This window comes from Azohydromonas aeria (genome assembly GCF_009760915.1).
Classification (GTDB): Bacteria; Pseudomonadota; Gammaproteobacteria; order Burkholderiales; family Burkholderiaceae_C; genus Azohydromonas; species Azohydromonas aeria.
Window position 1 is genome coordinate 14,002 of the sequence record NZ_VIDQ01000021.1, and the last position, 20,913, is coordinate 34,914.

Consider the following 20,913-nt stretch of genomic DNA (forward strand, 5'->3'; position numbering starts at 1 on the left):
ATGGCGGTATTCGCCGCGTCAATTGAATATGCCAGTGTGAGGGCTTGCTGCGGTCCAGTGCCGCAGATTGCTGCAGGCCGGCCTGAAACAGCAAAACAAGCCCGAGCGAATTTCCCTCAGCTCACCAAGCCGGGATATCCAAATGCCATTGGACTGCCCGCGTAAAACTCCATCAATGCAGCTCGCCGCATACGGGAATTGGTCCGGCGAATGGGCTGCCCCGGGCGGTGCCCCAAGGTCGGGAATGAGAGGGCTGCCCAGGACGGGAACGAGGACTACCATGTCTGCGTCACGGCCAATCGCGTGCTTGCAATGCAGGACCTCAAAGGCATCGATCTGCATCTCCTGGCCTGCCTTGACGCCCTGGTGTCGGAAGGCTCGGTGACGCGGGCTGCAGAACGCATGCAGCTGAGCCAGCCCGCCATGTCCCAGACGTTGAACCGCCTGCGAGACCTGTTCCGGGATCCGCTGCTGGTACGCACAGGCCGCGGCATGGTCGCGACACCGCGCGCGCTGGAGCTGCGCGGTGTTGTGCGAGACACGCTACGGACGTTCACCCAGGCCCTGTCCGACGGCACAGAGTTCGATGCCGGCACCACGCATGCACGCCTGACGCTGGCCGTGACCGACTACACCGTTTCCATCCTCATGCCGCACCTGTTGCCGCTGCTGCGTCGGGAAGCACCCGACCTGCAGCTGGTGCTGGTGACCCCCGATCACAACCGGGTGCGGGAGTGGCTGGAGAACGGAGATATTGACCTCATGGTGGGGTACTTGAGGGAGCTGTCCGAGGGCCTGCGCGCCGTCGAGCTGTATCGCGATCAGATGTGCTGCTTGGCGTCGGCCCAACACCCCAGCATCCATGGAACCATGGACCTCGATGCATTCATAGCATCCGGCCATGTCTGCCGCGGAAATGCCAGCACCAGCCAGTTTGCCGTGGAAGAGGCGATCGACCAGGCGCTGGAGCGGATCGGCCGGCAGCGGCGCGTCATGCTCAGGACGCAATCTGCATTCGGCATGGCTCAAGCCGTGGCGCACAGCGACCTGCTGGGCTGCATGGCCAACATTGGAGCACCGGTCTACGCCAGCATCCTGGGGCTTCAAGTCCTCAGGCTGCCCTTCGAAGTCCCCCCGCTGCCCGTCTCCATGGTTTGGCATGAGAGGACGCACCGCCAACCTGCTGCCAAATGGTTCAGGGATGCCATTCGCAGATGCAATGCGTGGACACAAGTGACCAGCGCTGGGCAGCAAGCGTGAATGCGCACTTCACGAAGGATGACTTCTCATCCACGTGGAACGCGCGATATTCTTCCTTCCGTTTGGCCCACCGCGTGGCAACGCGCCAGTGGGCCGGCGACCCGACTCAGAAGCGGTGCGTGATGCCCACGCCGTAGACCTGCTTCGTGTCCTGGCCCGGGAACCGCTTGGACGCCGCGTCCGCATAAACCGACGTGCGCTTGGACAGGCCGTAGACGGCGCCGACCGACACCAGGCGCTCCTTCTTGATGCCGTCGACGTCCGCCTGGCCCCAGCCGGCCTTCAACGCCACCCTGCCGAAGTCGTAGATCGCGCCCAGCGTAGCCACCTTGGACTTGGATTCGGTGGCCGACTCGCTGACGTTGTATACCCCCATCAAGGACAGCGCACCGATGTTGCCCCGCAGGCCGACGCTGCCCTCCTTCGCTCCGGAACTGTTCTTGGCCGCCCCCACCATGGCCTGGATCGTGCCGCCTCTGTAGACCAAGGATGCGGCCCGGTTCTTGGTGATGTCGCCGGGCACGGTCTCCGGCGAGTAGCTGACATGCAGCGTCGTGTTGGCGAACGCAGGCGAATCGTAGAAAGCCGCATTGGCTACACGGCCTGAGCCGCCACCGCGGGGGTCGGCCGAGTAGTTCCAGTGCCACAGGTCCCACGCGGGGGACGCGATCCAGTCATTGTTGCCCCAGGCATCGAAAGCCCAGTCCTGGCTTTGTATGGCGTCCAGTGCGCGGCCGAGCCGAACCGCGCCGAAACGGCTCTTCAGACCAACGGTCGACTCCCCATGCCAGAACGGCTTGCTGCCATTGCCCTCAAGGCTGCCCGTGTCCGGATCGAACCGCATGCGCAGCCTGAAGGTGGCCGCCAGGCCGTCGCCCAGGTCCTCGGAGCCTGCAAACTGCAGGTAGTTGCGCTGAATCGGCCCGACGTTCGTCCTGTCGGCCGTGTCCCGGTAGACACCAACGTCCACGCTGCCGCTGATCGTGACGTTGGACTGCGCGTGTGCAGCACCGAGCCCCAGCAGGGCCGCTGCCGTGAGCAGGCGATGGACATGGGTGAACGAGATCATGGGTGTCTCCACTTGATTGCTTGCCTGTTGGGTTCGATAAGGGCTTCGTGTGCGCCCTTCTTGATACACCGTTGAGTGCGCGCTCATTGAAGCATCGACCTCGCTGCGACATATCTCAAAATGGCACCCGGACACCGCTCAAGCTGCCGTTGTCGGCGTGCTGCGCAGCAGTCTCTGCGGCAGCCCCGCGGGCGTATCGATGTACATGCTGGCGCTGCGAGCCGCAGCGCCCGTTCGTACTTCGATACCTCAGTACGAACGGGCTTTCATGCCATCTCCTGATCAAAGCTGAATGTTTCCTCGTCATGCCCGCGAAGGCGGGCATCCAGGCGCGGCGGCATGGTCGGAAAGGCTCTCCCGAGCCTAAAACGAACGCGCCCGCCGCCGCCCGGCCCATGTTGCATGGTGCCGTTGCGGCCGCGGGCGGTGCCTTCACGGCCTCAGCCGCGAAGGTTTACGGTGTCAGCTCAGAGCTGGCCCTGGCAGAGGTACTTGGTCTGCAGATAGTCGTCCAGGCCATGCACGGAACCTTCGCGGCCGTAGCCTGACTCCTTGACGCCACCAAACGGCGCGGCCTCAGCCGCGAGCGCTCCTTCGTTGATGCCGACGAGCCCGGTCTGCAAGGTATCCGCCACGCGCCAGATGCGCCGCACATCCGACGCATAGAAGTAGGCCGCCAGGCCAAAGGGCGTATCGTTGGCGGTGGCAACCACGTCGGCTTCCGTCTCGAAGCGCGTGACCGGCACCACCGGCCCAAACGTTTCCTCGCAGATACAGGCCATGCGGCTGTCAGCGCCGACCAGCACGGTAGGGGCGAAATAGTTCGCACCCAGGGCCGGCAGCCGCGTTCCACCCACGATGACCCGTGCCCCGCGCTCGACGGCGTCACGCACATGGCGCTCGATCTTGTCGACGGCGCGCGCATTGATCATCGGACCGATCTGCGCAGCCGGATCGCTGGCCGGGCCGACCTTCAGTGCCCCGACCCGTGCCGCGAGCTTTTCGACGAAGGTATCGTGTACTCGCGACTGCACGAAAATCCGGTTCGGGCTCACACAGGTTTGCCCGCCGTTGCGAAACTTGGCCACCATCAGGCCATCGACCGCGGCGTCGATGTCGGCATCGTCGAAGACGATGAAGGGCGCGTTGCCACCCAGCTCCAGCGAGAGCCGCTTGAGGGTGTCGGCCGAGCGCCGCGCGAGGTGCTTGCCCACCGGCGTGGACCCGGTGAAGGTGATCTTGCGCACGCGCGGATCATCGAGCCACACGTCCACGACCTCGGCGGCTCGGGCACGCGATGCGGTCACGATGTTCAACACACCGGCCGGTACCCCGGCCTCCTCGGCGAGCTTGACGAGCGCCAGGGAGGTCAGCGGCGTGTCTTCAGCGGGCTTGCAGACGACCGTGCAGCCCGCGGCCAGTGCCGGAGCGATCTTGCGCGCGATCATCGCGGCCGGGAAGTTCCACGGCGTGACGGCGGCCACTACACCCACCGGCTCCTTCAGCGCGAACATGCGCCGGCCGGCCACCGGGGACGGAATGACGTCGCCGTTGGCGCGCGTGGCCTCCTCGGCGAACCACTCGATGTAGCTTGCCGCATAGGCCACCTCGCCACGGCCTTCGGCCAGCGGCTTGCCCTGCTCCCGCGAGATCAGGCAGCCCAGATCCTCCTGGTGGGCAATCACCAGGTCGTTCCAGCGCTTGAGGATCTGCGCACGCTGCTTGGCGGGCACCGCACGCCAGGCGGGAAACGCCGCATGAGCCGCGTCGACCGCGGCACGTGCCTCGTCGGCACCGCTGTCCGGCACGCTGGCGAACACCGCATCGGTGGCAGGATTCTGGACGTCGAGACGCTGACCGTCGCGCGCCTCGCACCATTCGCCGCCGATCCATTGGCGGCCGAGCAGCAGGTCGCCGCGTTGCAAGGTCAACGCCTGCGCGTCGCCATTCGTCACCCCGTCGATGTGGGAAATCGAAGTCATCTGGTACTCCTGTGGTTTCATGCTGCCGAAGCCACGGCAACCGGCCGCCGCGCGTCCAGCTCGTCGAGCCAGCCGCAGCGCAGCTCCGGCACGGCGCGCGCGAGCTGTTCGTAATAGGGATGGTGCGGCCCACGGTCGTAGTCGCACCGCGCCACCTGCGTCAGCTTGCGGCCATGCTGCATCACGACGATCTCGTCGCACACCGCACGCACCGTGTGCAGGTCGTGGCTGATGAACAGGTAGGACACGCCCAGCTCGCGCCGCAGCTCGGCGATCAGGTCCAGCACCGCGGCACCGACCACGGTGTCCAGCGCCGAGGTGACCTCGTCGCACAGGATCAGGTCGGGCTCGGCAGCCAGCGCGCGCGCCAGGTTCACACGCTGCTTCTGGCCCCCGGAGAGGCCGCCGGGCAGACGCTGCGCGACCGTGCGCGGCAGCTGCACCAGGTCCAGCAGCTCGCCGATGCGCCGCTGCAGCGCCGCGCCCTTCATGCCCTTGTAGAACTCCAGCGGCCGCGCAAGGATGCTCTCGATGGTCTGCGAAGGGTTCAGCGCCGTGTCTGCCGACTGGAAGACGATCTGGATGCGACGCAGCTCGTCGCGCGTGCGCTGTGCCAGCAGCGGCTTCAGCGGGCGGCCGTGGAACTCCATCGTGCCCGCGCACGGCGCCAGCAGCCCGGCGACGGCACGGGCCAGCGTCGTCTTCCCCGACCCCGATTCCCCGATCACGCCGATCGCCTGGCCGCGGCGCAGTTCCAGGTCGATGTCCCGAAGGATCATCTTCGCCGGCCGCCCGTCGGCACCCCGCGGCCCGTAGCCCGCCGACAGCCCCTTTACGCGCAGCAGCACCTCGGCGTCCGCGGCGGTCTGGGCGCCGGCCCGCGGTGCGGGACGTGCCGCCGCAAGCAGGCTCTTCGTGTACTCGTTCTCGGGCGCCGCAAGCAGCCGCTTGGTCGGGTTCAGCTCGCGCATGCACCCGTTGCGCAGCACGAGCACGTGATCGGCCATCTGCGCCACCACCGCCAGATCGTGGCTGACGTACACCGCGGTCACCTTGCGCTCGCGCACGACCCGCCGGAACGCGCGCAGCACTTCGACTTGCGTGGTCACGTCCAGCGCGGTGGTGGGCTCGTCGAGGATCACCACCTCCGGATCGGTGATCAACGCCATGGCGGCCATCAGTCGCTGCAACTGGCCGCCCGACACCTGGTGCGGGTAGCGCTGGCCGATCGTCTCGGGGTCGGGCAGCGCCAGCTCGCGAAACAGCGCGATCGCCTTGAGCTCGGCCTCGGCGCGGTGCAGCGTGCCGTGCAGCACCGCCGGCTCCACGACCTGGTCGAGGATGGTGCGAGAGGGATTGAACGAGGCGGCCGCGCTCTGCGCGATGTAGGACACGGTACGGCCGCGCAGCGCGCGCAGCTGGCTTGCGCCCAACCCCAGCACATCCACGTCGCCGATGCGGACGCTGCCCCCGGAGACTTGGCAGCCGCGCCGGGCGTAGCCCATCAGCGCCAACGCCGTCGTCGTCTTACCGGATCCCGACTCGCCGATCAGCGCCAGCACCTCGCCAGGCTGGATCGAGAAGCTCACCCGGTCAACCAGCGTGACCCCGCCTGCGCTGATGCACAGGTCCTTCACAACAACAGGGCTGCCCATCAACGTGCTCCACGTTCGCGGGCCGCGCGGCCCGGCAGGTTGTCGATCACCAGGTTGACCGAGATCGTCAGGCTTGCAATAGCCAGCGACGGTGCGATCACCGCTGCGCCGCCATCGGCCAGAGAACCGATGTTTTCGCGCACCAGCGAGCCCCAGTCGGCCGCAGGCGGCTGCACACCCAGTCCTAGGAAGCTCAGGGCCGCGAGCAGCAGCACGATGTAGACGAAGCGCAGCCCCAGGTCCGCCAGGATCGGCCCGGCGATGTTGGGCAGGATCTCGCGCAGCATGACGTACAGCGTGCCTTCGCCCCGCGTACGTGCGACCGTCACGTAATCCAGGGCGTTGATGTTGACCGCCAGCGAGCGCGCGATGCGGTAAGCACCGGGCACGTAGATGATCGCAGCGGCAACCACGAGCATTGTCACCGACGAGCCGAAGCTGGCCACCATCAGCAGCGCAAACATCTTGCTCGGAATGGCGGTCAGGGTGTCCAGGCCGCGGCTGAGCGTCGCGTCGATCCAGCGCCCGCTGGCCGCGGCCAGCAACGCGAGCAGCGTCCCCACGCCCCCGGCCAGAAGCGTCGCGACGATGGCGACCCCGACCGTGTAGCGCGCGCCTTCAATCACGCGCGCCAGCATGTCGCGCCCCAGGTAGTCGGTGCCCAGCCAATGCTCGGCGCTGATGGGCCCGAACACCTCGCCGCCGCCCTGGGTGGCGCTGTTCGACAGCAGCGTCGGGCCCAGTGCCGCAGCCAGTATCCAGAAGCCCAGCACCAGCAGGCCGAGGACTCCCGATGCGCCGAACTGGGTGAGCCACCCGGCACGCGCACGCAGCGTGGGCGGCGGAAAGCTGCCCGATGTGGAGGAAGTTGTGGTCATAGGTGTACCCTCAACGGTGCCGCAGCCGCGGGTTGGCGACGATGCCGCAGATGTCGGCGGCGGTCACGAGGATGAGATAACCGGCGCAGAACAGCATCGCGCAGGCCTGTACCAGCGGCATGTCGCGCTGCACGACGCCATCGACCATCAGCTTGGCCACGCCCGGATAGTTGAAGATAGTCTCGACGATGATCACGCCGCCAAGCAGGTAGGACAGGCTCAAGGCCACCGCATTGGCAATCGGCCCGACCGCGTTGGGCAGCGCATGCGCCAGCACCATCCGCAGCGGCGAGGCGCCCTTGAGCCGCACCATTTCGATGTACGGCGCCTCCAGCTGATCCACCACGGCGGCGCGGCTCATGCGCATCATCTGCGCCACGATCACGCAGCACAGCGTCAGCACCGGCATGGCGAACGCCCGCAGCATCTGGCCCAGCGACTCGATGTCGTTGACGTAGGAGAGCGCCGGGAACCACTTCAGCTGGACGGCGAACAGCAGCACCGCCAGCGTCGCGACCAGGAACTCCGGCACCGACACCACCGCCACCGCCGTCGTCGAGGCGGCCCGGTCGAACCACGAGCCGCGCCAGACCGCCGCCGAAATTCCCAGCGCCAGGGCGATGGGCACCGAGAACACGGCCGTCACGGCAGCGAGCAGCAGCGAGTTCGGCAGCCGGCTCGAGATCAGCTCGGTCACCGGCAGCTGTGTCGTTGCCGACTTGCCGAGGTCGCCCTGCAGCAGGCCACCGAGCCAGCGCACGTAGCGCTCGGGCGCCGGCACGTCCAGGCCCATCTGGGCGCGCAGCGCCGCCAGCGCCTCGGGCGTGGCATCCTGGCCAAGCTGCTCCTGGGCCGCGTCGCCGGGCAGCACCGCCGTGATTGCGAACACAACCGCCGATACCGCCAGCAGTGACAGCAGCGCCAGCCCGATGCGCTGCAGCAGCAATTTGATGATGACTCCGTTCATCACAGTCGACCTGCTTGCTGTTCAGGCGTCGAGCCAGACGTTTTCGGCGAAGCCGTAGGCCATCATGCCGCCCAGCGGGATGGACGACAGGCCCTTGAGCTTGGCGCTGTGCCCGTCCAGGCTGGGCAGGAACAGCGGAATGCCGATGCCGGCTTGCTCGTGGATCATCGTCTGCATGTCCACGTACAGCTGCTTGCGCTTGGCGAAGTCGGTCTCGGCGCGCGCAGCCAGCAGCAGCTGGTCGAACTTCTCGCTCTTCCAACGCGACTCGTTCCACTGCGCATCGGACTTGAAGAACTGCGTGAGCACCGTGTCAGCCGTCGGGCGCGCGTTCACGTTGCCGAAGCCCACCGGGCTGTTGAGCCAGTGGTTGGACCAGTAGCCGTCGGCCGGCATGCGCTTGATGTCCATGTCCAGCCCGGCGCTCTTGGCGGCCCGCTGCAGCACGACGGCCATCTCGATCGAATACTTTGCAGCCTCGGACGCCACGACAGTGACCTTGTTGTCGATACCGGACTTCTTCAGATGGAACTTCGCCTTCTCCGGATCAAAGGCCCGCTGCGGCAGGCCGGCATGGTAGAAGCGGCTGCTCGGATGAATCGGATGGTCGTTGGCGACGGTCGCGAGGCCCTGCGTCACCGTCTTCTTCAACAGCTCGCGGTCGAGCAGGTGCTTCATGCCGAGCACGAAGTCGGGATTTGCGCCGGGCGAGGTGTCCTTGCGCATGATCAGGCTCGTGTACTGGCCCGACTGCGTCACGAACACCGCGTAGCCCGGCGTGCTGCGCACGCGCTGCACAGAGTACGGCTTGAGGGCGGCCACCATCTCGAAGCCGCCGGACAGCAGCGCGTTGACACGCGCCGCTTCGTCGCTGATGCCGACGAATTCGATTTCGTCCAGGTAAGGCTGGCCGGGCTTCCAGTAGCTGTCGTTGCGCACCACCACCGAGCGCACGCCAGGCTTGAACTCCTTGAGCTTGTAGGGCCCCGTGCCGATGCCGGCGCTGAAGTCCGTGGTACCTGCCTTGACGATGTGGAAGTGGAAGGTGCCGAGCACGGCCGGCAGGTCCGCATTGGGCGCCTGCAGCACGACGGTCACTTCGTTGGGGCCCGTGGCCTTGACGGCCTCGATCTGGTCGGCCAGAACCTTGGCCTTGGAGCCCGTGGCCGGGTCCTTGTGGCGCATCAGCGAGAACGCCACGTCCTCGGCCGTGAGCGCCTTGCCGTCGTGGAACGTCACGCCCTTGCGCAGCTTGAAGACCCAGGTCTTTGCATCGCTGGTGCTGTAGGACTCGGCCAGTTGCGGCTGGGGCGTCAGGCTGGCATCGAGCGCGAACAGGCCGTTGTAGAGCATGCAGCCGCGCGAATAGTCGGTGCTGTTGGACTGCTTGGCCGGATCCAGCGTGTCATTGACCGAGGTCGTTTCGCCGGCAACGCGGATCTTGCCCCCACGCTTGGGAGTTTGCGCATGCGCCGACATCGCGGCCGTCGCGAGACCACCGGCCAGCGTGGCCTGCATGCCGCCGGCCATGAGCATCGCCAGCACGTCTCGCCGGCTGGCACCGCGCCTGAGCGCGCCCATCAACGCCTGGCTCTCCTGAGGTCCGACGAGGCCCTCGAACATTTTGCGATCGGTCATGGTGTCTCACTCCAGATAAGTAGTTGGCGGGATAGTTAGATTTATTGGGTGGAGCGTCAGGCCAGGCGGTCCTTGAGCCGGAAATACAGGCCGACCGCGGGCAGGAACCACGGCGGGCCGAAGTGGCCGGGCACGGCGGGCCAGTCGCGGCCGCGCCACGGGTTGGCCTGGGCGTCGCCTTCCATCACCGCAGCCATGCGCTGCCCCATCAGCACCGACATCTGCGTGCCGTGTCCGCTGTAGCCCATCGAGTAAAAGACGCCGTCGCGCTCGCCGGCATGCGGCAAGCGGTCCTGCGTCATGTCCACCAGCCCGCCCCAGCAGTAGTCGATCCGCACGCCGGCCAGCGTCGGGAAGATCTGTTCCAGCCCGGCACGCAGGATCGCACCGCTTTTCGAATCCGAGGTGGGGCTGGAGATCGCAAAGCGCGCCCGGCCGCCGAACACCAGCCGGTGGTCGGGTGTCAGGCGGAAGTAGTGGTGGATGTTGGCAATCGTGACGTAGGTACGCCGCTCACGCAGCAACGCCTGCGCCCTCTCGGCACCGAGCGGCTCGGTGACGATGATGAAGCTGCCGATCGGCACGATGCGCCGCCGCAGCCAGCCAAAGGTGCCGTAGCCGCCATGGCGCGCCGCGCCGTTGGCCAGCAGCACCTGGCCGGCCCTGATCACGCCCCGGCTGGTGTGCACGCGGTGCGCCTGGCCGCGGCCGATGCGTTCCAGCTTCGTGACGCAGCAGTCCAGGTGGATCTGGGCACCGTGCCTCTGTGCAGCCGCCGCCAGGCCGTTGGCGAAACGCCCCATGTGCATCTGGCCGCTGCGCTTGTACAGCAGACCGCCTTCGAAGCGGTCGCTGGACACCTCGCCACGCACACGCGCCGCATCGAGGATCTCGATGTCGGTGTCGACCCGGTCCGCGCGCAGCCGATCGGCACTGCGCTTGAGCGAGTCGAGGTGCGCCGCGCGCGTGGCGAGCTTGAGCTTGCCGGTGCGCATGAAGTCGCAGTCGATGGCTTCCTCGCGCACGATGCCTTCGACGGCATCGACGGCGGCGTCGTAGGCGTGGTACCAGGCTCGCGCCTGTTCCACGCCCACCTTCGCGGCGACTTCCGCGTAGTCCACCGCCAGCCCGTTGTTGACGTGGCCGCCGTTGCGGCCGGAGGCCTCGGCAGCCACGCGTTCACCGGCCTCCAGCACCACCACCGATGCGCCGCGTCGCGCCAGCGCCAGCGCCGCCGACAGCCCCGTGAAGCCGCCACCCACGATGGCGACGTCGCACTGGGCCGGCAGCGCGTGCGCCGTCGGCTCGAATGCGGGCGCCGATTCGGTCCAGTACGACGTGAGCTTCATCGCTGGCTTCCGTTCAGAGGCCCACGACGCCCGGCAGGCCGCCGATGTCCTGGATCTCGACATAGCGGTAAGCAGGGTTGCCCGGACCATGGCCACGGTTGACAAAGACCTTGTTGACGATGCCGATGTCGTCGGCTGACATCAGGTCGTAGCGCAGGCTGGACGACACGTGCAGCACGTCCTCGGGGTTGCAGCCGAGCGAGTCCAGCATGAACTCGAAAGCCTTGAGCCGCGGCTTGTAGGCCTGCGCCTGCTGTGCGGTGTAGACGCGATGGAAGGGCGCACCCAGCATGGCGACGTTGGTCTGGATTTGATGGTCCATCGCGTTGGACAGGATCACCAGCGGGATCTCCTTGGCCACCTTGGCCAGTCCGGCCGGCACGTCGTCGTGAGGGCCCCAGGTGGGCACGGCATCGACGTAGCGCTGCGCCTCGGCATCCAGGTACTGCAGCTTCCACTTCCTGCACAGGCGGCGCACGGCGTTCTTCAGCACCACGTCGTAGGGCTGCCAGTCGCCCAGCACCTCGTCGAAGCGGTAGGCCGTGAAGTCGGCGATGAACTGCTCCATCTGCTCGGCCGACACGCGGTCGGCGAAGATCTCGCGGGTCAGCTCACCCATGCGGAAGCGGGTCAGCGTTCCGTAGCAGTCGAACGTGATGTACTTGGGTCGGAACTTCATCGTCATGTCTCGTCGTTGAGGGTTGTTGCCGGCAAAGTCATTGCAACATAGGTGCGCATCGCAACGGTGGTGAATCACGGGTCCTGAACCGAGCAAACTGCGGTTTGAAGGTGCCGGTACGGCATGCCATGCCATGCGCTCTGGAGGGGTGCGCGGCACACCTCATGCGGCACCAAAATCGATCAGCACGCTCTTGTGGCGCAGGTTGGCCTCGACCGCCTGGCGGCCCAGGTCCTTGCCGATACCGGATTGGTGGAAACCCCCGGTCGGGATCACGAAGTCGCTGGTGCGGCCGTAACGGTTGATCCACACCGTGCCCGCGGCGATGCCGCGCATTGCGCGCAGCGCACGTCCGATGTCGGCCGTATGTACGCCCGCGGCCAGGCCATAGCGCTCGTGCGCGGCCAACGCCAGGCCCTCCTCTTCGTCGTTGAAGGTTTGCAGCGTCAGCACGGGGCCGAAAATCTCCTGCACGACGGCAGGGTTAGTGGCGTCCACACTTTCCAGCAGGGTTGGCCGGTAGAAGGCGCCACCGGGGCCGTCCTCATAGAGCCCGCCTCCGCAGCGCAGCTGTGCGCCGGCCTCGCGGGCAGCCTGCACGATCTCGTGGATTCTTTGCGCCTGCCGCACCGAGATGATGGGCGACAGCGTTGCCGTGTCGTCCCAGGTGGCGCCCGGCCGGTGCGCCTTGAAGCGCTCGGTGATTCGCTCGGCGAGCTCGTCGGCGATGCCGCGCTGCACGATGAGCCGCGACCCGGCGACGCAGACCTGCCCCGCATTGCCCGTGATGGCGCCCGCGATGATGCTGGCGAGCTTGTCGAGATCCGGGGCGTCGTTGAAGACCAGCTGTGGGCTCTTGCCGCCGAGCTCCAGCGTGGCGGGCTTCGGGCCGTGCAGCGCGCAGCTCGCCATGATCGCGGCGCCCGTGCCTGTCGATCCCGTGAACGTCATTTTCGAGATCAGCGGGTGCCGGGTGATCGCCTCTCCCGTGGTGGCCCCGTCGCCATGCACGATGTTGAAGATGCCGGGCGGCACGCCGGCCTCGACGGCAAGCTCGGCCAGGCGCATGACGGAATAGGGCGTCAGCTCCGAGGGCTTGAGCACAACGGCATTGCCCGCTGCCAGCGCAGCACCGACCTTCCACGACGCCATCACCAGCGGGAAGTTCCAGGGCGTGATGGCACCCACGACGCCGTAAGGCTCGGTGACGACCAGGCCCAGGTGATCCTGCCGCGTCGCGGCGACTTCGCCACCGAGCTTGTCGCAGTACTCGGCAAAGAAGCGCAGCCCCTCGGCAGTGAACGGCACATCCCAGGCGATCGCCTCGCGCAGCGGGCGCGTGGAGCACACGGCCTCCAGCGGCGCCAGCTGCGCCACGTCGGCTTCCACCAGGTCCGCCCAGCGGCGCAGGACACGGGCGCGCTCTCGCGGCGCGCGGCGCGCCCAGTCGCTGCGCCGCCAGGCGGCGTGGGCGTCCTGCACCGCCGCGTCGACGGTGGCGGCGTCCGCTGCAGGCAAGCCTGCATGCGCGCGCCCATCCGAGGGCCGGTGCACGGTGAGCGCATCGGCCTGCGGTACGAGGCGGCCGCCAATGAAGTGGCCGCGGGGCGTCTGGATTGCTTCAGGTTTGAATGTGCGCATCTCGCTAATACCGTCATGGATTCGCGAGGCATGGTAGGCGCCGGACCGCGGCATATGTGCCCGTTCCGGGGCCCGGCACTGCAGCGAAATCGCGAAGCCGGGGCGCCGGAAAGCGCTTCATTTCGATTTGCGCGAAGGTCCGTTTCGCCCCGACACGACAACCCCATATGCGACCAAGATATGCGGGTCCTAACAAGGAGAACGAACCCATGAGTGACAGCCCTGTAGTGGCATCCGACGGCGTGACGCTGCGTCCGATGACCTTGTCTGACCTTGGTGTGGGGCATGCGCTGACCACCGAGTTGCGCTGGCCGCACCGCAACACCGATTGGGAGCTGGCCTTTCGCCATGGCGAGGGCCTGGTGGCCGAGCGCGACGGCGCGATCGTCGGCACGGGAATGCGTTTCCGCTGGGGACCGCGCCACGCGACGATCGGATTCGTGATCGTGTCGCCCGCCTGTCAGGGGCGCCGCATCGGCCACCGCCTGATGACCGCGCTGCTCGACGGGCTCGAAGACCACACCGTGCTGCTGCACGCCACCGCCGACGGGCGGGGCCTGTATGAGCGGCTGGGCTTCGTGCGCGCCGGAGAGATTCGCCAGCACCAGGGCGTTGCGCTGCCGTCGCCGCCGATCGCACTGGAGCCGGGCTGGCGTTTGCGTCCAGCAAGCCAGAGCGACCTCATGACGCTCGCGGCCCTCGACGCGCAGGCGCGCGGCATGCCGCGCGATGCCTTGATCGAGGAGCTGTTCGCGCAGTCCGAAGCCACCGTGGTGCTCGACCACGAGGGCGCTGCATGCGGCTTTGCGATGCTGCGGCGCACCGGTCGCGGCCATTCGGTCGGGCCCGTGGCCGCACCCGACGAGGTCGGCGCCAAGGCGCTCATCGGCTACTTGTCGGGGCTGAATGCCGGCCGCTTCACGCGCATCGACATCGATTTCGACACGGGCCTGGCCGAGTGGCTGGAGAGCATCGGCCTGCTGCGCGTCGATGCACCGACCACAATGGTTCGGGGCGCTCCGCTGGCCGTGGACACGCCGCGCCTGTATGCCCTCGCCGCGCAGGCGCTCGGCTGACCCTCGATGACTCGCCAAAGATGCGCCGCACGATCTGCCAAGGCCGGGTGCGACAACAGCAGCAAGTCATTGTGCACACATGCAAAGCGGCACCACCGCCTCCGTTCACTGTCGTAACCTGACAGCTACTCAACGACTGCCGGATACCGATCGCCATGACTCCGTCCCGCTCCGATACCGACGCGCTGCTTGCCCTGGACCGCAATCACCTCGTCCACCCTGTCTCCGCCTGGCGGTTGCATGAGCAACGGGGCCCCCTGGTCCTCACCGAGGCTCGCGGCGCCAGGCTGGTCGATGCCGCTGGGCACGAGCTGCTCGATGGTTTCGCGGGCCTGTGGTGCGTGAACGTCGGCTACGGCCAGGAAAGCGTGGTGCGCGCCGCCACCGAGCAGCTGCGCCTGCTGCCCTACGCGACCGGGTATTTCGACTTCGCGAGCGCGCCTGCGATCCGCCTGGCCGCCAAGCTCGCCGAGATCACGCCCGCTTCCCTGACGCGCGCCTACCTCACGCTGGGCGGCTCCGAAGCGGTCGATGCCGCGGTCCGCTTCATCGTCCAGTACTGGAACGCCGTCGGCCGCCCGTCGAAGAAGCACTTCATTTCCCTGGAGCGCGGCTACCACGGCTCGTCGTCTACGGGCGCCGGGCTGACCGCGCTGCCCGTGTTCCACCGCGGCTTCGACCTGCCGCTGGCGACGCAGCACTACATCCCCTCGCCCAACCCGTATCGCCATCCGCAGGGGGGCGATGCGCAGGCCTTGATCGCCTCCTCGGTGGCGGCATTGCGCGCGAAGGTTGCGGAGCTCGGCGCGGAGAACGTTGCCGCCTTCTTCTGCGAGCCCATTCAGGGCTCCGGCGGCGTGATCGTGCCGCCTGTGGGCTGGCTCAAGGCCATGCGCGAGGCGGCGCGCGAGCTCGACATCCTGTTCGTCGTCGACGAGGTGATCACGGGCTTTGGCCGTACCGGCACGATGTTCGCCTGCGAAGCCGAAGGCGTCGAACCCGACCTGATGACGCTGGCCAAGGGCCTTACCTCGGGCTACGTGCCCATGGGCGCCACCATGCTGTCCGAGAAGGTCTATGCGGGCATCGCGGATGGTGCGCCTGCCGGCGCGCCGGTCGGACACGGCGCCACGTACTCGGGCCATCCGGTAGGCGCCGCGGTTGCGCTCGAAGTGCTGCGTCTCTACACCGAAGGCGGCGTGCTCGCCAACGCGCAACGCGTGGCCCCGCACTTCGCCGCCGCCCTGGACTCGCTGCGCGCTCATCCGCTCGTGGGTGACGCACGCTGCCGCGGTCTGCTCGGCGCGCTGGAGCTGGTGAGCGACAAGGCGACCAAGCGCGGCTTCGACCCCGCGCTGGGCCTGCCCGATCGCCTGTTCGCCGCGGCCTACCGGCATGGCGTGGTGTTCCGCTGCTTCGGCGACGGCATCCTCGGCTTCGCGCCGGCACTGACCTTCACCGAGAGCGACGTCGCCGAGCTGTTCGAGCGCGTGAAGAAGGTGCTGGACGAAGCACTCGGTTGGCCCGATGTGCGGGCGGCACTGGCGGCATAAGAATCCTGCGATCCCGTCACTGCCGGACACCGCCATGCCCGAAGCCCTGAAACTCGATCGCCTCGATCTGCGGATCCTGGCGCAGCTGCAGAAGAATGGCCGGATCACGAACGTCGACTTGGCCGACGCGGTGGGGCTCTCGCCCAGCCCCTGCCTGATTCGCGTCAAGCGGCTCGAGCAGGCCGGCTTCATCGCCGGCTACGGCGCGCATCTGCGGCTGGAGAAACTCGGCGATGCGCTGACGGTGTTCACCGAGGTGTCGCTGACCGACCACCATCGCGAGGATTTTATCCGCTTCGAGGCGGCCATTCGCGAAATCGACGAGATTCTCGAATGCCACTTGGTCAGCGGCGGCTACGATTATCTATTGCGCTTCATCACGCGGGGCGTCAACCATTACCAGGAAATCATTGAGGGCCTGCTCGATCGCAATATCGGCATTGAAAAGTATTTCAGCTATATCGTGATCAAGTCACCCTTCGTCAAGACGCACTGCCCCATCGAGAAGCTGTTTCCCCAGGAGCGGTAATTGAATTCCCGTTTCATCCGCCTCGCCGAGCGTGACCGGGCGCCGGTCGAGCTCCGCATAGACGGCCGCAGCGCACGCGCGCTGGCCGGCGACACCCTGCTGGTGGCGCTGCTCACGAACGGCATTCGCCTGCGCGACAGCGAGTTCGATGGCGCGGCACGGGCCGGCTTTTGCCTGATGGGGGCCTGCCAGGACTGCTGGGTCTGGGGCGAGGACGGCACGCGCCTGCGTGCCTGCTCCACCCCTGTGCAGCCCGACATGGCAGTGCTGACGCGACCGCCGGCGAGCTACTGGGCGCCCACGCCGGACCTGCAGGTGCACTTGGCCAGAGAGGTCGCCCCATGAGCCTGCCGCGCGTGGTGGTGGTCGGCGCCGGGCCGGCCGGCGTCAGGGCCGCACAGGCCCTTGTCGACTGCGGCCTGCATCCGGTGCTCGTGGACGAAGGAATGCAGGACGGCGGACAGATCTACCGCCGCCAGCCCGAGGGCTTCACGCGGCCGTACGCCAAGCTCTACGGCAGCGAGGCGCCAAAGGCCCTGGCGCTGCACCAGACCTTTGCGGCACTGCGCGAACGCATCGACTACTTCGGTGCAACGCTGGCCTGGAACGTGACCGCGGGCGAGCTGCACGTGGCACGCGAAGGCAAATCGCGCGTGTTGCCCTTCGATGCCCTGCTCGTCTGTGCAGGCGCCACCGACCGGTTGATGCCGGTACCGGGCTGGCAGCGTGCCGGTTGCTTCAGCCTGGGCGCGGCACAGATCGCGCTGAAGGCGCAGGCTTGTGCCATCGGCGCACGCACGGTGTTCCTGGGCAGCGGGCCGTTGCTGTATCTCGTCGCGTCCCAGTACCTGCAGGCCGGCGCACGGGTGGCCGCGGTGCTGGACACGTCCCCCGCCACGCCTTCGCTGGGCGCGCTGCGCGGGCTGCTGGCCCGTCCCAAGCTCGCCTGGCGCGGCCTCATGCTGCAGCGCGCGATCCGCCGCGCCGGCATCCCGCTGCTGCAAGGCGTCACGCCGCTGGCCATCGACGGCGACAACGCGCACGGGGTGAGCGCCGTGCGCGTGCGCGATGCGCAGGGCCGAGAGCAGCGCTTCGAGACCGATGCAGTCGGGCTGGGCTGGCATCTGCGCGCCGAAACCCAGCTCGCCGACCTGGCACGCTGCGAGTTCGTCTTCGAACCGGCCAGCCGCCAGTGGCTGCCACGCATCGATGCCGACGGACGCAGCAGTGTCCGCGGCGTGTACCTGGCCGGCGATGGCGCACGCATCCTGGGCGCCGATGGCGCCGAAGCCGCGGGCCGCCTGGCCGCGCTTGCTGCCCTGGCCGACCTCGGCCATGCCGAGGGCGCGCGCCGCTTTGCGGCCGAGGGGTCGGCGTTGCGCCACACGCTCATGCGCATGGACCGGTTTCGCGCCGGGCTCGTCGAGGCCTTCCCCTGGCCGCACGGCCAGGCCGCGGCGCTGCCGGATGACGCCGTCGTTTGCCGCTGCGAGTCCATCAGCGTCGGCGAGCTACGCGCCTGCGTGCGCGACAAGGGCGGGCGCGAGGTCAACCGCGTGAAGGCCTTCAGCCGCCTTGGCATGGGCCGCTGCCAGGGACGCTACTGCGGCCATGCCGGCGCGGAAGTCGTGGCCGCCGCGGCTGGCGTGTCGGTCGAATGGGTAGGCCGGCTGCGCTCCCAGGCGCCGGTCAAGCCGCTGCTGATGAACACTCCCGAGGCCAAGGCATGAATGACTCACGGGTCTTGACGCGCAGCGACGTGCTGGTGCTTGGGGGCGGCTTGATGGGCACCACCGCCGCGTTCTTCCTGCGCACGCAGCACGGTCGCTCCGTGACGCTGCTCGAGCGCGAGCTGGTCGGCCGCCAGGCCAGCGGCACCAACTTCGGCAATGTGCGACGCCAGGGCCGCGACCTGGTCCAGATTCCCCTGGCCAACCGGGCCCGCGCCGTCTGGGGCCGGGTCAGGGAGCTGCTCGGCGAGGATCTGGAGTTCGTGCCCTACGGCCATCTGCGCGTTTGCTACACGCACGAGCAGGCAGCGGTGCTCGAGCGCCATGCCCGGGACGTCAAGCCGCTGGGCCTGGACCTGGAGCTGTTCAGCGCCGAGCAGCTGCGTCGGCGCTGGGGCATCTTCTCCCCCGGCGTGGTGGCCGGCTCGCTGTCGGCCCGTGACGGGCATGCGAACCCGCGCATCGCGGGCCCTGCCTTCGCACGTGCGGCCCAGCGCGCCGGCGCACAGGTGATCGAGCACGCGGAAGTCGTGCACGTGGAGCGCGACGGCTCCGGCTTCACCGTCCACACCGCCGTGGGCGGCCGGTACCGGGCCGAGCAGCTGCTCGTTTGCTGCGGGGCCTGGTCCAACCGTATCGCGTCGCTCTTTGGCGAAGCGGTGCCGATGGAGGCCCGCGGGCCGCAGATGGGCGTCACCGAGCCGCTGCCCTACGCGGTCGCACCGTCCATCGGGGTGTCGACGCCGATTGAAACCGAGAGCCTGTATTTCCGCCAGATCCGGCGCGGCAACATCGTCTTCGGCGGCGGCCTGAAAGGCCCGGCACTGGCCGACGAGATCTGTGCCTATGTCAAGCCGGACAACACGCTGCGCCAGCTGCGCGAGCTGCGCCGCCTGGTGCCGGCGTTCGCGAACGTGCAGCTGATCCGGGTCTGGAGCGGCATCGAGGGCTACACCGACGACTGGACGCCGGTCATGGGCCCCAGCGCGACGACCCCGGGGGTGTGTTACGCCTTCGGCTTCAGCGGCGAGGGCTTCGCCATCAGCCCGGGCGTCGGCGAAGTGATGGCGGAGCTCATGGCCAGGGGCAGCACATCGACGCCCATCGACGCCTTCTCGGTTCAGCGCTTCGCGGCAAAGAAGCTGCAGGCGGCCTGATTTTTCACGCGGGCCACCAGGACCGAGGTACCGAGCAGCTTTTGACGCCAGGACGTGTTCCAGGCACGGCAGCGCTCGTCAGGCAGTTTGAAATGAATACCCCGAACCCGCTCGGCTGCGGTTGCCAAGGGCCGAACGAGAAGTCACTTTCTGCTGAACTGATTCAGCCGAAAACCGGCATCGGCGAATTTCACCGGACAAATCTCCCGGACCCCGCTTAATTTCCTTCCCAGCGAATCGACTCATGAAAATTATTGTCTTGGGTGGTGGCGTCATTGGCGTCACCAGCGCCTACTATCTGGCGCGCGCCGGCGCCGAAGTCACCCTGGTGGATCGCCAGGGTGGCGCGGCCCTGGAAACCAGCTTCGCCAACGCCGGCCAGGTGTCGCCCGGCTACTCCACGCCCTGGGCGGCGCCGGGCATCCCGCTCAAGGCGCTGAAGTGGCTGTTCCAGCGCCATGCGCCGCTGGCCATCCGCCCGGACGGCAGCCTCTTCCAGTTGCGGTGGATGGTGGCCATGCTGCGCAACTGCAGCGCCGGCCGTTACGCCCTCAACAAGGAGCGGATGATGCGGGTGGCCGAGTACAGCCGCGACTGCCTGCGCGAGCTGCGTGCCGAGACCGGCCTGCAGTACGAGCAGCGCAGCGGGGGCACGCTGCAGGTGTTCCGCAGCCAGGCACAGCTTGATGCGGCACAGCGCGACATCGCGGTGCTGCAGGAGTGCGGCGTGCCCTACGAGCTTCTCGATCGCGACGGCCTGGCCCGCGCGGAGCCGGCGCTGGCGCATGCCCGCGACCGCCTGGTGGGCGGGCTGCGGCTGCCCAACGACGAGACCGGCGATTGCCACCTCTTCACCACCGAGCTGGCGAAGCGGCTGCCCGCGATGGACGTGGCGCTGCGCTTCGGCACCGCGGTGCAGGCGCTGGAGCTGCGGCACGGCCGCATCGCCGGCGTGCGGCTCGAAGGCGGCGAGCTGCTGCGTGCCGACCGCTACGTGCTGGCGTTCGGCAGCTACACGCGCGACTTACTGCAGCCGCTGGGGCTGGACATCCCGGTGTACCCGCTCAAGGGCTACTCGCTGACGGCGCCGCTGGTGGACGAGACGCGCGCGCCGGTGTCCACCGTGCTGGACGAGACCTACAAGATCGCGCTGACCCGCTTCGACCAGCGCATCCGCATCGGCGGCATGGCAGAGCTGGGCGGCTTCGACCTGCGGCTCAACCCGCGCCGCCGTGCCACGCTGGCGCTGGTGACGCGCGACCTCTTCCCCGGCGGCGACCTGTCGCGCGCGGAGTTCTGGACCGGGCTGCGCCCCATGACGCCCGACGGGACGCCCATCATCGGCGCCACGCCCTACCCGGAGCTGTTCCTCAACACCGGCCACGGCACGCTGGGCTGGACCATGGCTTGCGGCTCCGGCCGGCTGCTCGCCGACCTGGTGACGGGCCGGCGTCCGGAGATCCGTACCGATGGCCTGGCCATGGAGCGCTACCAGCACGCCGGCGCACGGTGGTCGCGTGCAGGCGCCACCGCCGGGGCTTCGGCATGACGCGCCCTTCGGAAGCCCACATCGAAAATGTCAGTTGCGTAGGCACCCACACACGTGGAGCTGAACGCCATGGGCTACGCCGAGGGCTGCCCGCGCACCGTGCCCACCGGTACGCCGGTGACCGTGCAGGGGGACCCGGCTTGCGCGCCCGCGGCCCGGGCAGCAGATCATTCCGCAAAGCGCGAGAGCTCGACAGATAAC

General features: G+C 68.0%; 17 protein-coding genes. 8 read left to right on the plus strand and 9 right to left on the minus strand.

Features of this window, described 5'->3' with window-relative positions; all coding sequences use genetic code 11:
* The first annotated feature begins 312 nt into the window (after positions 1-312).
* Complete coding sequence (locus tag FJ694_RS14385; RefSeq protein WP_198320836.1) at positions 313-1,260, plus strand: LysR family transcriptional regulator; 948 nt, start codon at positions 313-315, stop codon at positions 1,258-1,260.
* Positions 1,261-1,366: 106 nt separating this feature from the next.
* Here FJ694_RS14385 and FJ694_RS14390 read toward each other — a convergent pair whose 3' ends face one another.
* The 9 genes from FJ694_RS14390 to FJ694_RS14430 form a co-directional block, all read right to left on the minus strand.
* Complete coding sequence (locus tag FJ694_RS14390; RefSeq protein WP_157267939.1) at positions 1,367-2,329, minus strand: porin; 963 nt, start codon at positions 2,327-2,329, stop codon at positions 1,367-1,369.
* A 467-nt stretch (positions 2,330-2,796) separates the two neighbouring features.
* Entirely contained in the window at positions 2,797-4,311 is a 1,515-nt protein-coding gene (locus FJ694_RS14395) for an NAD-dependent succinate-semialdehyde dehydrogenase (protein WP_157267940.1), read from the minus strand.
* A gap of 17 nt (positions 4,312-4,328) precedes the next feature.
* Positions 4,329-5,966, minus strand: coding sequence for an ABC transporter ATP-binding protein (locus tag FJ694_RS14400; protein ID WP_157267941.1), 1,638 nt, complete (start codon positions 5,964-5,966; stop codon positions 4,329-4,331).
* The gene (locus tag FJ694_RS14405; RefSeq protein WP_157267942.1) at positions 5,966-6,844 is read right to left on the minus strand and encodes an ABC transporter permease; all 879 of its coding nucleotides are present in this window, start codon (positions 6,842-6,844) and stop codon (positions 5,966-5,968) included. Before FJ694_RS14405 ends, FJ694_RS14400 begins: the two co-directional genes overlap by 1 nt.
* A gap of 10 nt (positions 6,845-6,854) precedes the next feature.
* Positions 6,855-7,811, minus strand: coding sequence for an ABC transporter permease (locus FJ694_RS14410; protein WP_157267943.1), 957 nt, complete (start codon positions 7,809-7,811; stop codon positions 6,855-6,857).
* 21 nt (positions 7,812-7,832) lie between these two features.
* Positions 7,833-9,449 (minus strand): ABC transporter substrate-binding protein, encoded by a 1,617-nt coding sequence (locus tag FJ694_RS14415; RefSeq protein WP_157267944.1) that lies wholly within the window; start codon positions 9,447-9,449, stop codon positions 7,833-7,835.
* Between the two features lie 56 nt (positions 9,450-9,505).
* Entirely contained in the window at positions 9,506-10,798 is a 1,293-nt protein-coding gene (locus FJ694_RS14420; RefSeq protein ID WP_157267945.1) for an NAD(P)/FAD-dependent oxidoreductase, read from the minus strand.
* A gap of 13 nt (positions 10,799-10,811) precedes the next feature.
* On the minus strand, positions 10,812-11,477 hold the full coding sequence (locus tag FJ694_RS14425) for a haloacid dehalogenase type II (protein WP_157267946.1): 666 nt from the start codon (positions 11,475-11,477) through the stop codon (positions 10,812-10,814).
* A 162-nt stretch (positions 11,478-11,639) separates the two neighbouring features.
* Positions 11,640-13,118, minus strand: coding sequence for an aldehyde dehydrogenase family protein (locus FJ694_RS14430; RefSeq protein WP_157267947.1), 1,479 nt, complete (start codon positions 13,116-13,118; stop codon positions 11,640-11,642).
* Positions 13,119-13,327: 209 nt separating this feature from the next.
* Between FJ694_RS14430 and FJ694_RS14435 the strand changes: the two genes are divergently transcribed.
* The 7 genes from FJ694_RS14435 to FJ694_RS14465 all read left to right on the plus strand — a co-directional run bounded on the left by FJ694_RS14435 (position 13,328) and on the right by FJ694_RS14465 (position 20,712).
* Positions 13,328-14,194: a GNAT family N-acetyltransferase gene (locus FJ694_RS14435; protein WP_157267948.1), complete on the plus strand. Its 867-nt coding sequence runs from the start codon at positions 13,328-13,330 to the stop codon at positions 14,192-14,194.
* A gap of 155 nt (positions 14,195-14,349) precedes the next feature.
* On the plus strand, positions 14,350-15,747 hold the full coding sequence (locus FJ694_RS14440; protein WP_157267949.1) for an aspartate aminotransferase family protein: 1,398 nt from the start codon (positions 14,350-14,352) through the stop codon (positions 15,745-15,747).
* A gap of 34 nt (positions 15,748-15,781) precedes the next feature.
* Positions 15,782-16,276 carry an Lrp/AsnC family transcriptional regulator gene (locus tag FJ694_RS14445; RefSeq protein ID WP_157267950.1) on the plus strand — a complete coding sequence of 165 codons (495 nt, stop codon included), beginning with the start codon at positions 15,782-15,784 and terminating at the stop codon, positions 16,274-16,276.
* Positions 16,277-16,621 (plus strand): (2Fe-2S)-binding protein, encoded by a 345-nt coding sequence (locus FJ694_RS14450; protein WP_157267951.1) that lies wholly within the window; start codon positions 16,277-16,279, stop codon positions 16,619-16,621.
* Positions 16,618-18,006 carry an FAD/NAD(P)-dependent oxidoreductase gene (locus tag FJ694_RS14455; RefSeq protein WP_157267952.1) on the plus strand — a complete coding sequence of 463 codons (1,389 nt, stop codon included), beginning with the start codon at positions 16,618-16,620 and terminating at the stop codon, positions 18,004-18,006. The genes FJ694_RS14450 and FJ694_RS14455 overlap by 4 nt, the downstream gene beginning before the upstream one ends.
* Positions 18,003-19,163, plus strand: a complete 1,161-nt coding sequence (locus FJ694_RS14460) for an NAD(P)/FAD-dependent oxidoreductase (protein WP_157267953.1) — start codon at positions 18,003-18,005, stop codon at positions 19,161-19,163. Before FJ694_RS14455 ends, FJ694_RS14460 begins: the two co-directional genes overlap by 4 nt.
* 244 nt (positions 19,164-19,407) lie before the next feature.
* Positions 19,408-20,712: a D-amino acid dehydrogenase gene (locus FJ694_RS14465; RefSeq protein ID WP_157267954.1), complete on the plus strand. Its 1,305-nt coding sequence runs from the start codon at positions 19,408-19,410 to the stop codon at positions 20,710-20,712.
* Positions 20,713-20,913: the final 201 nt, after the last annotated feature.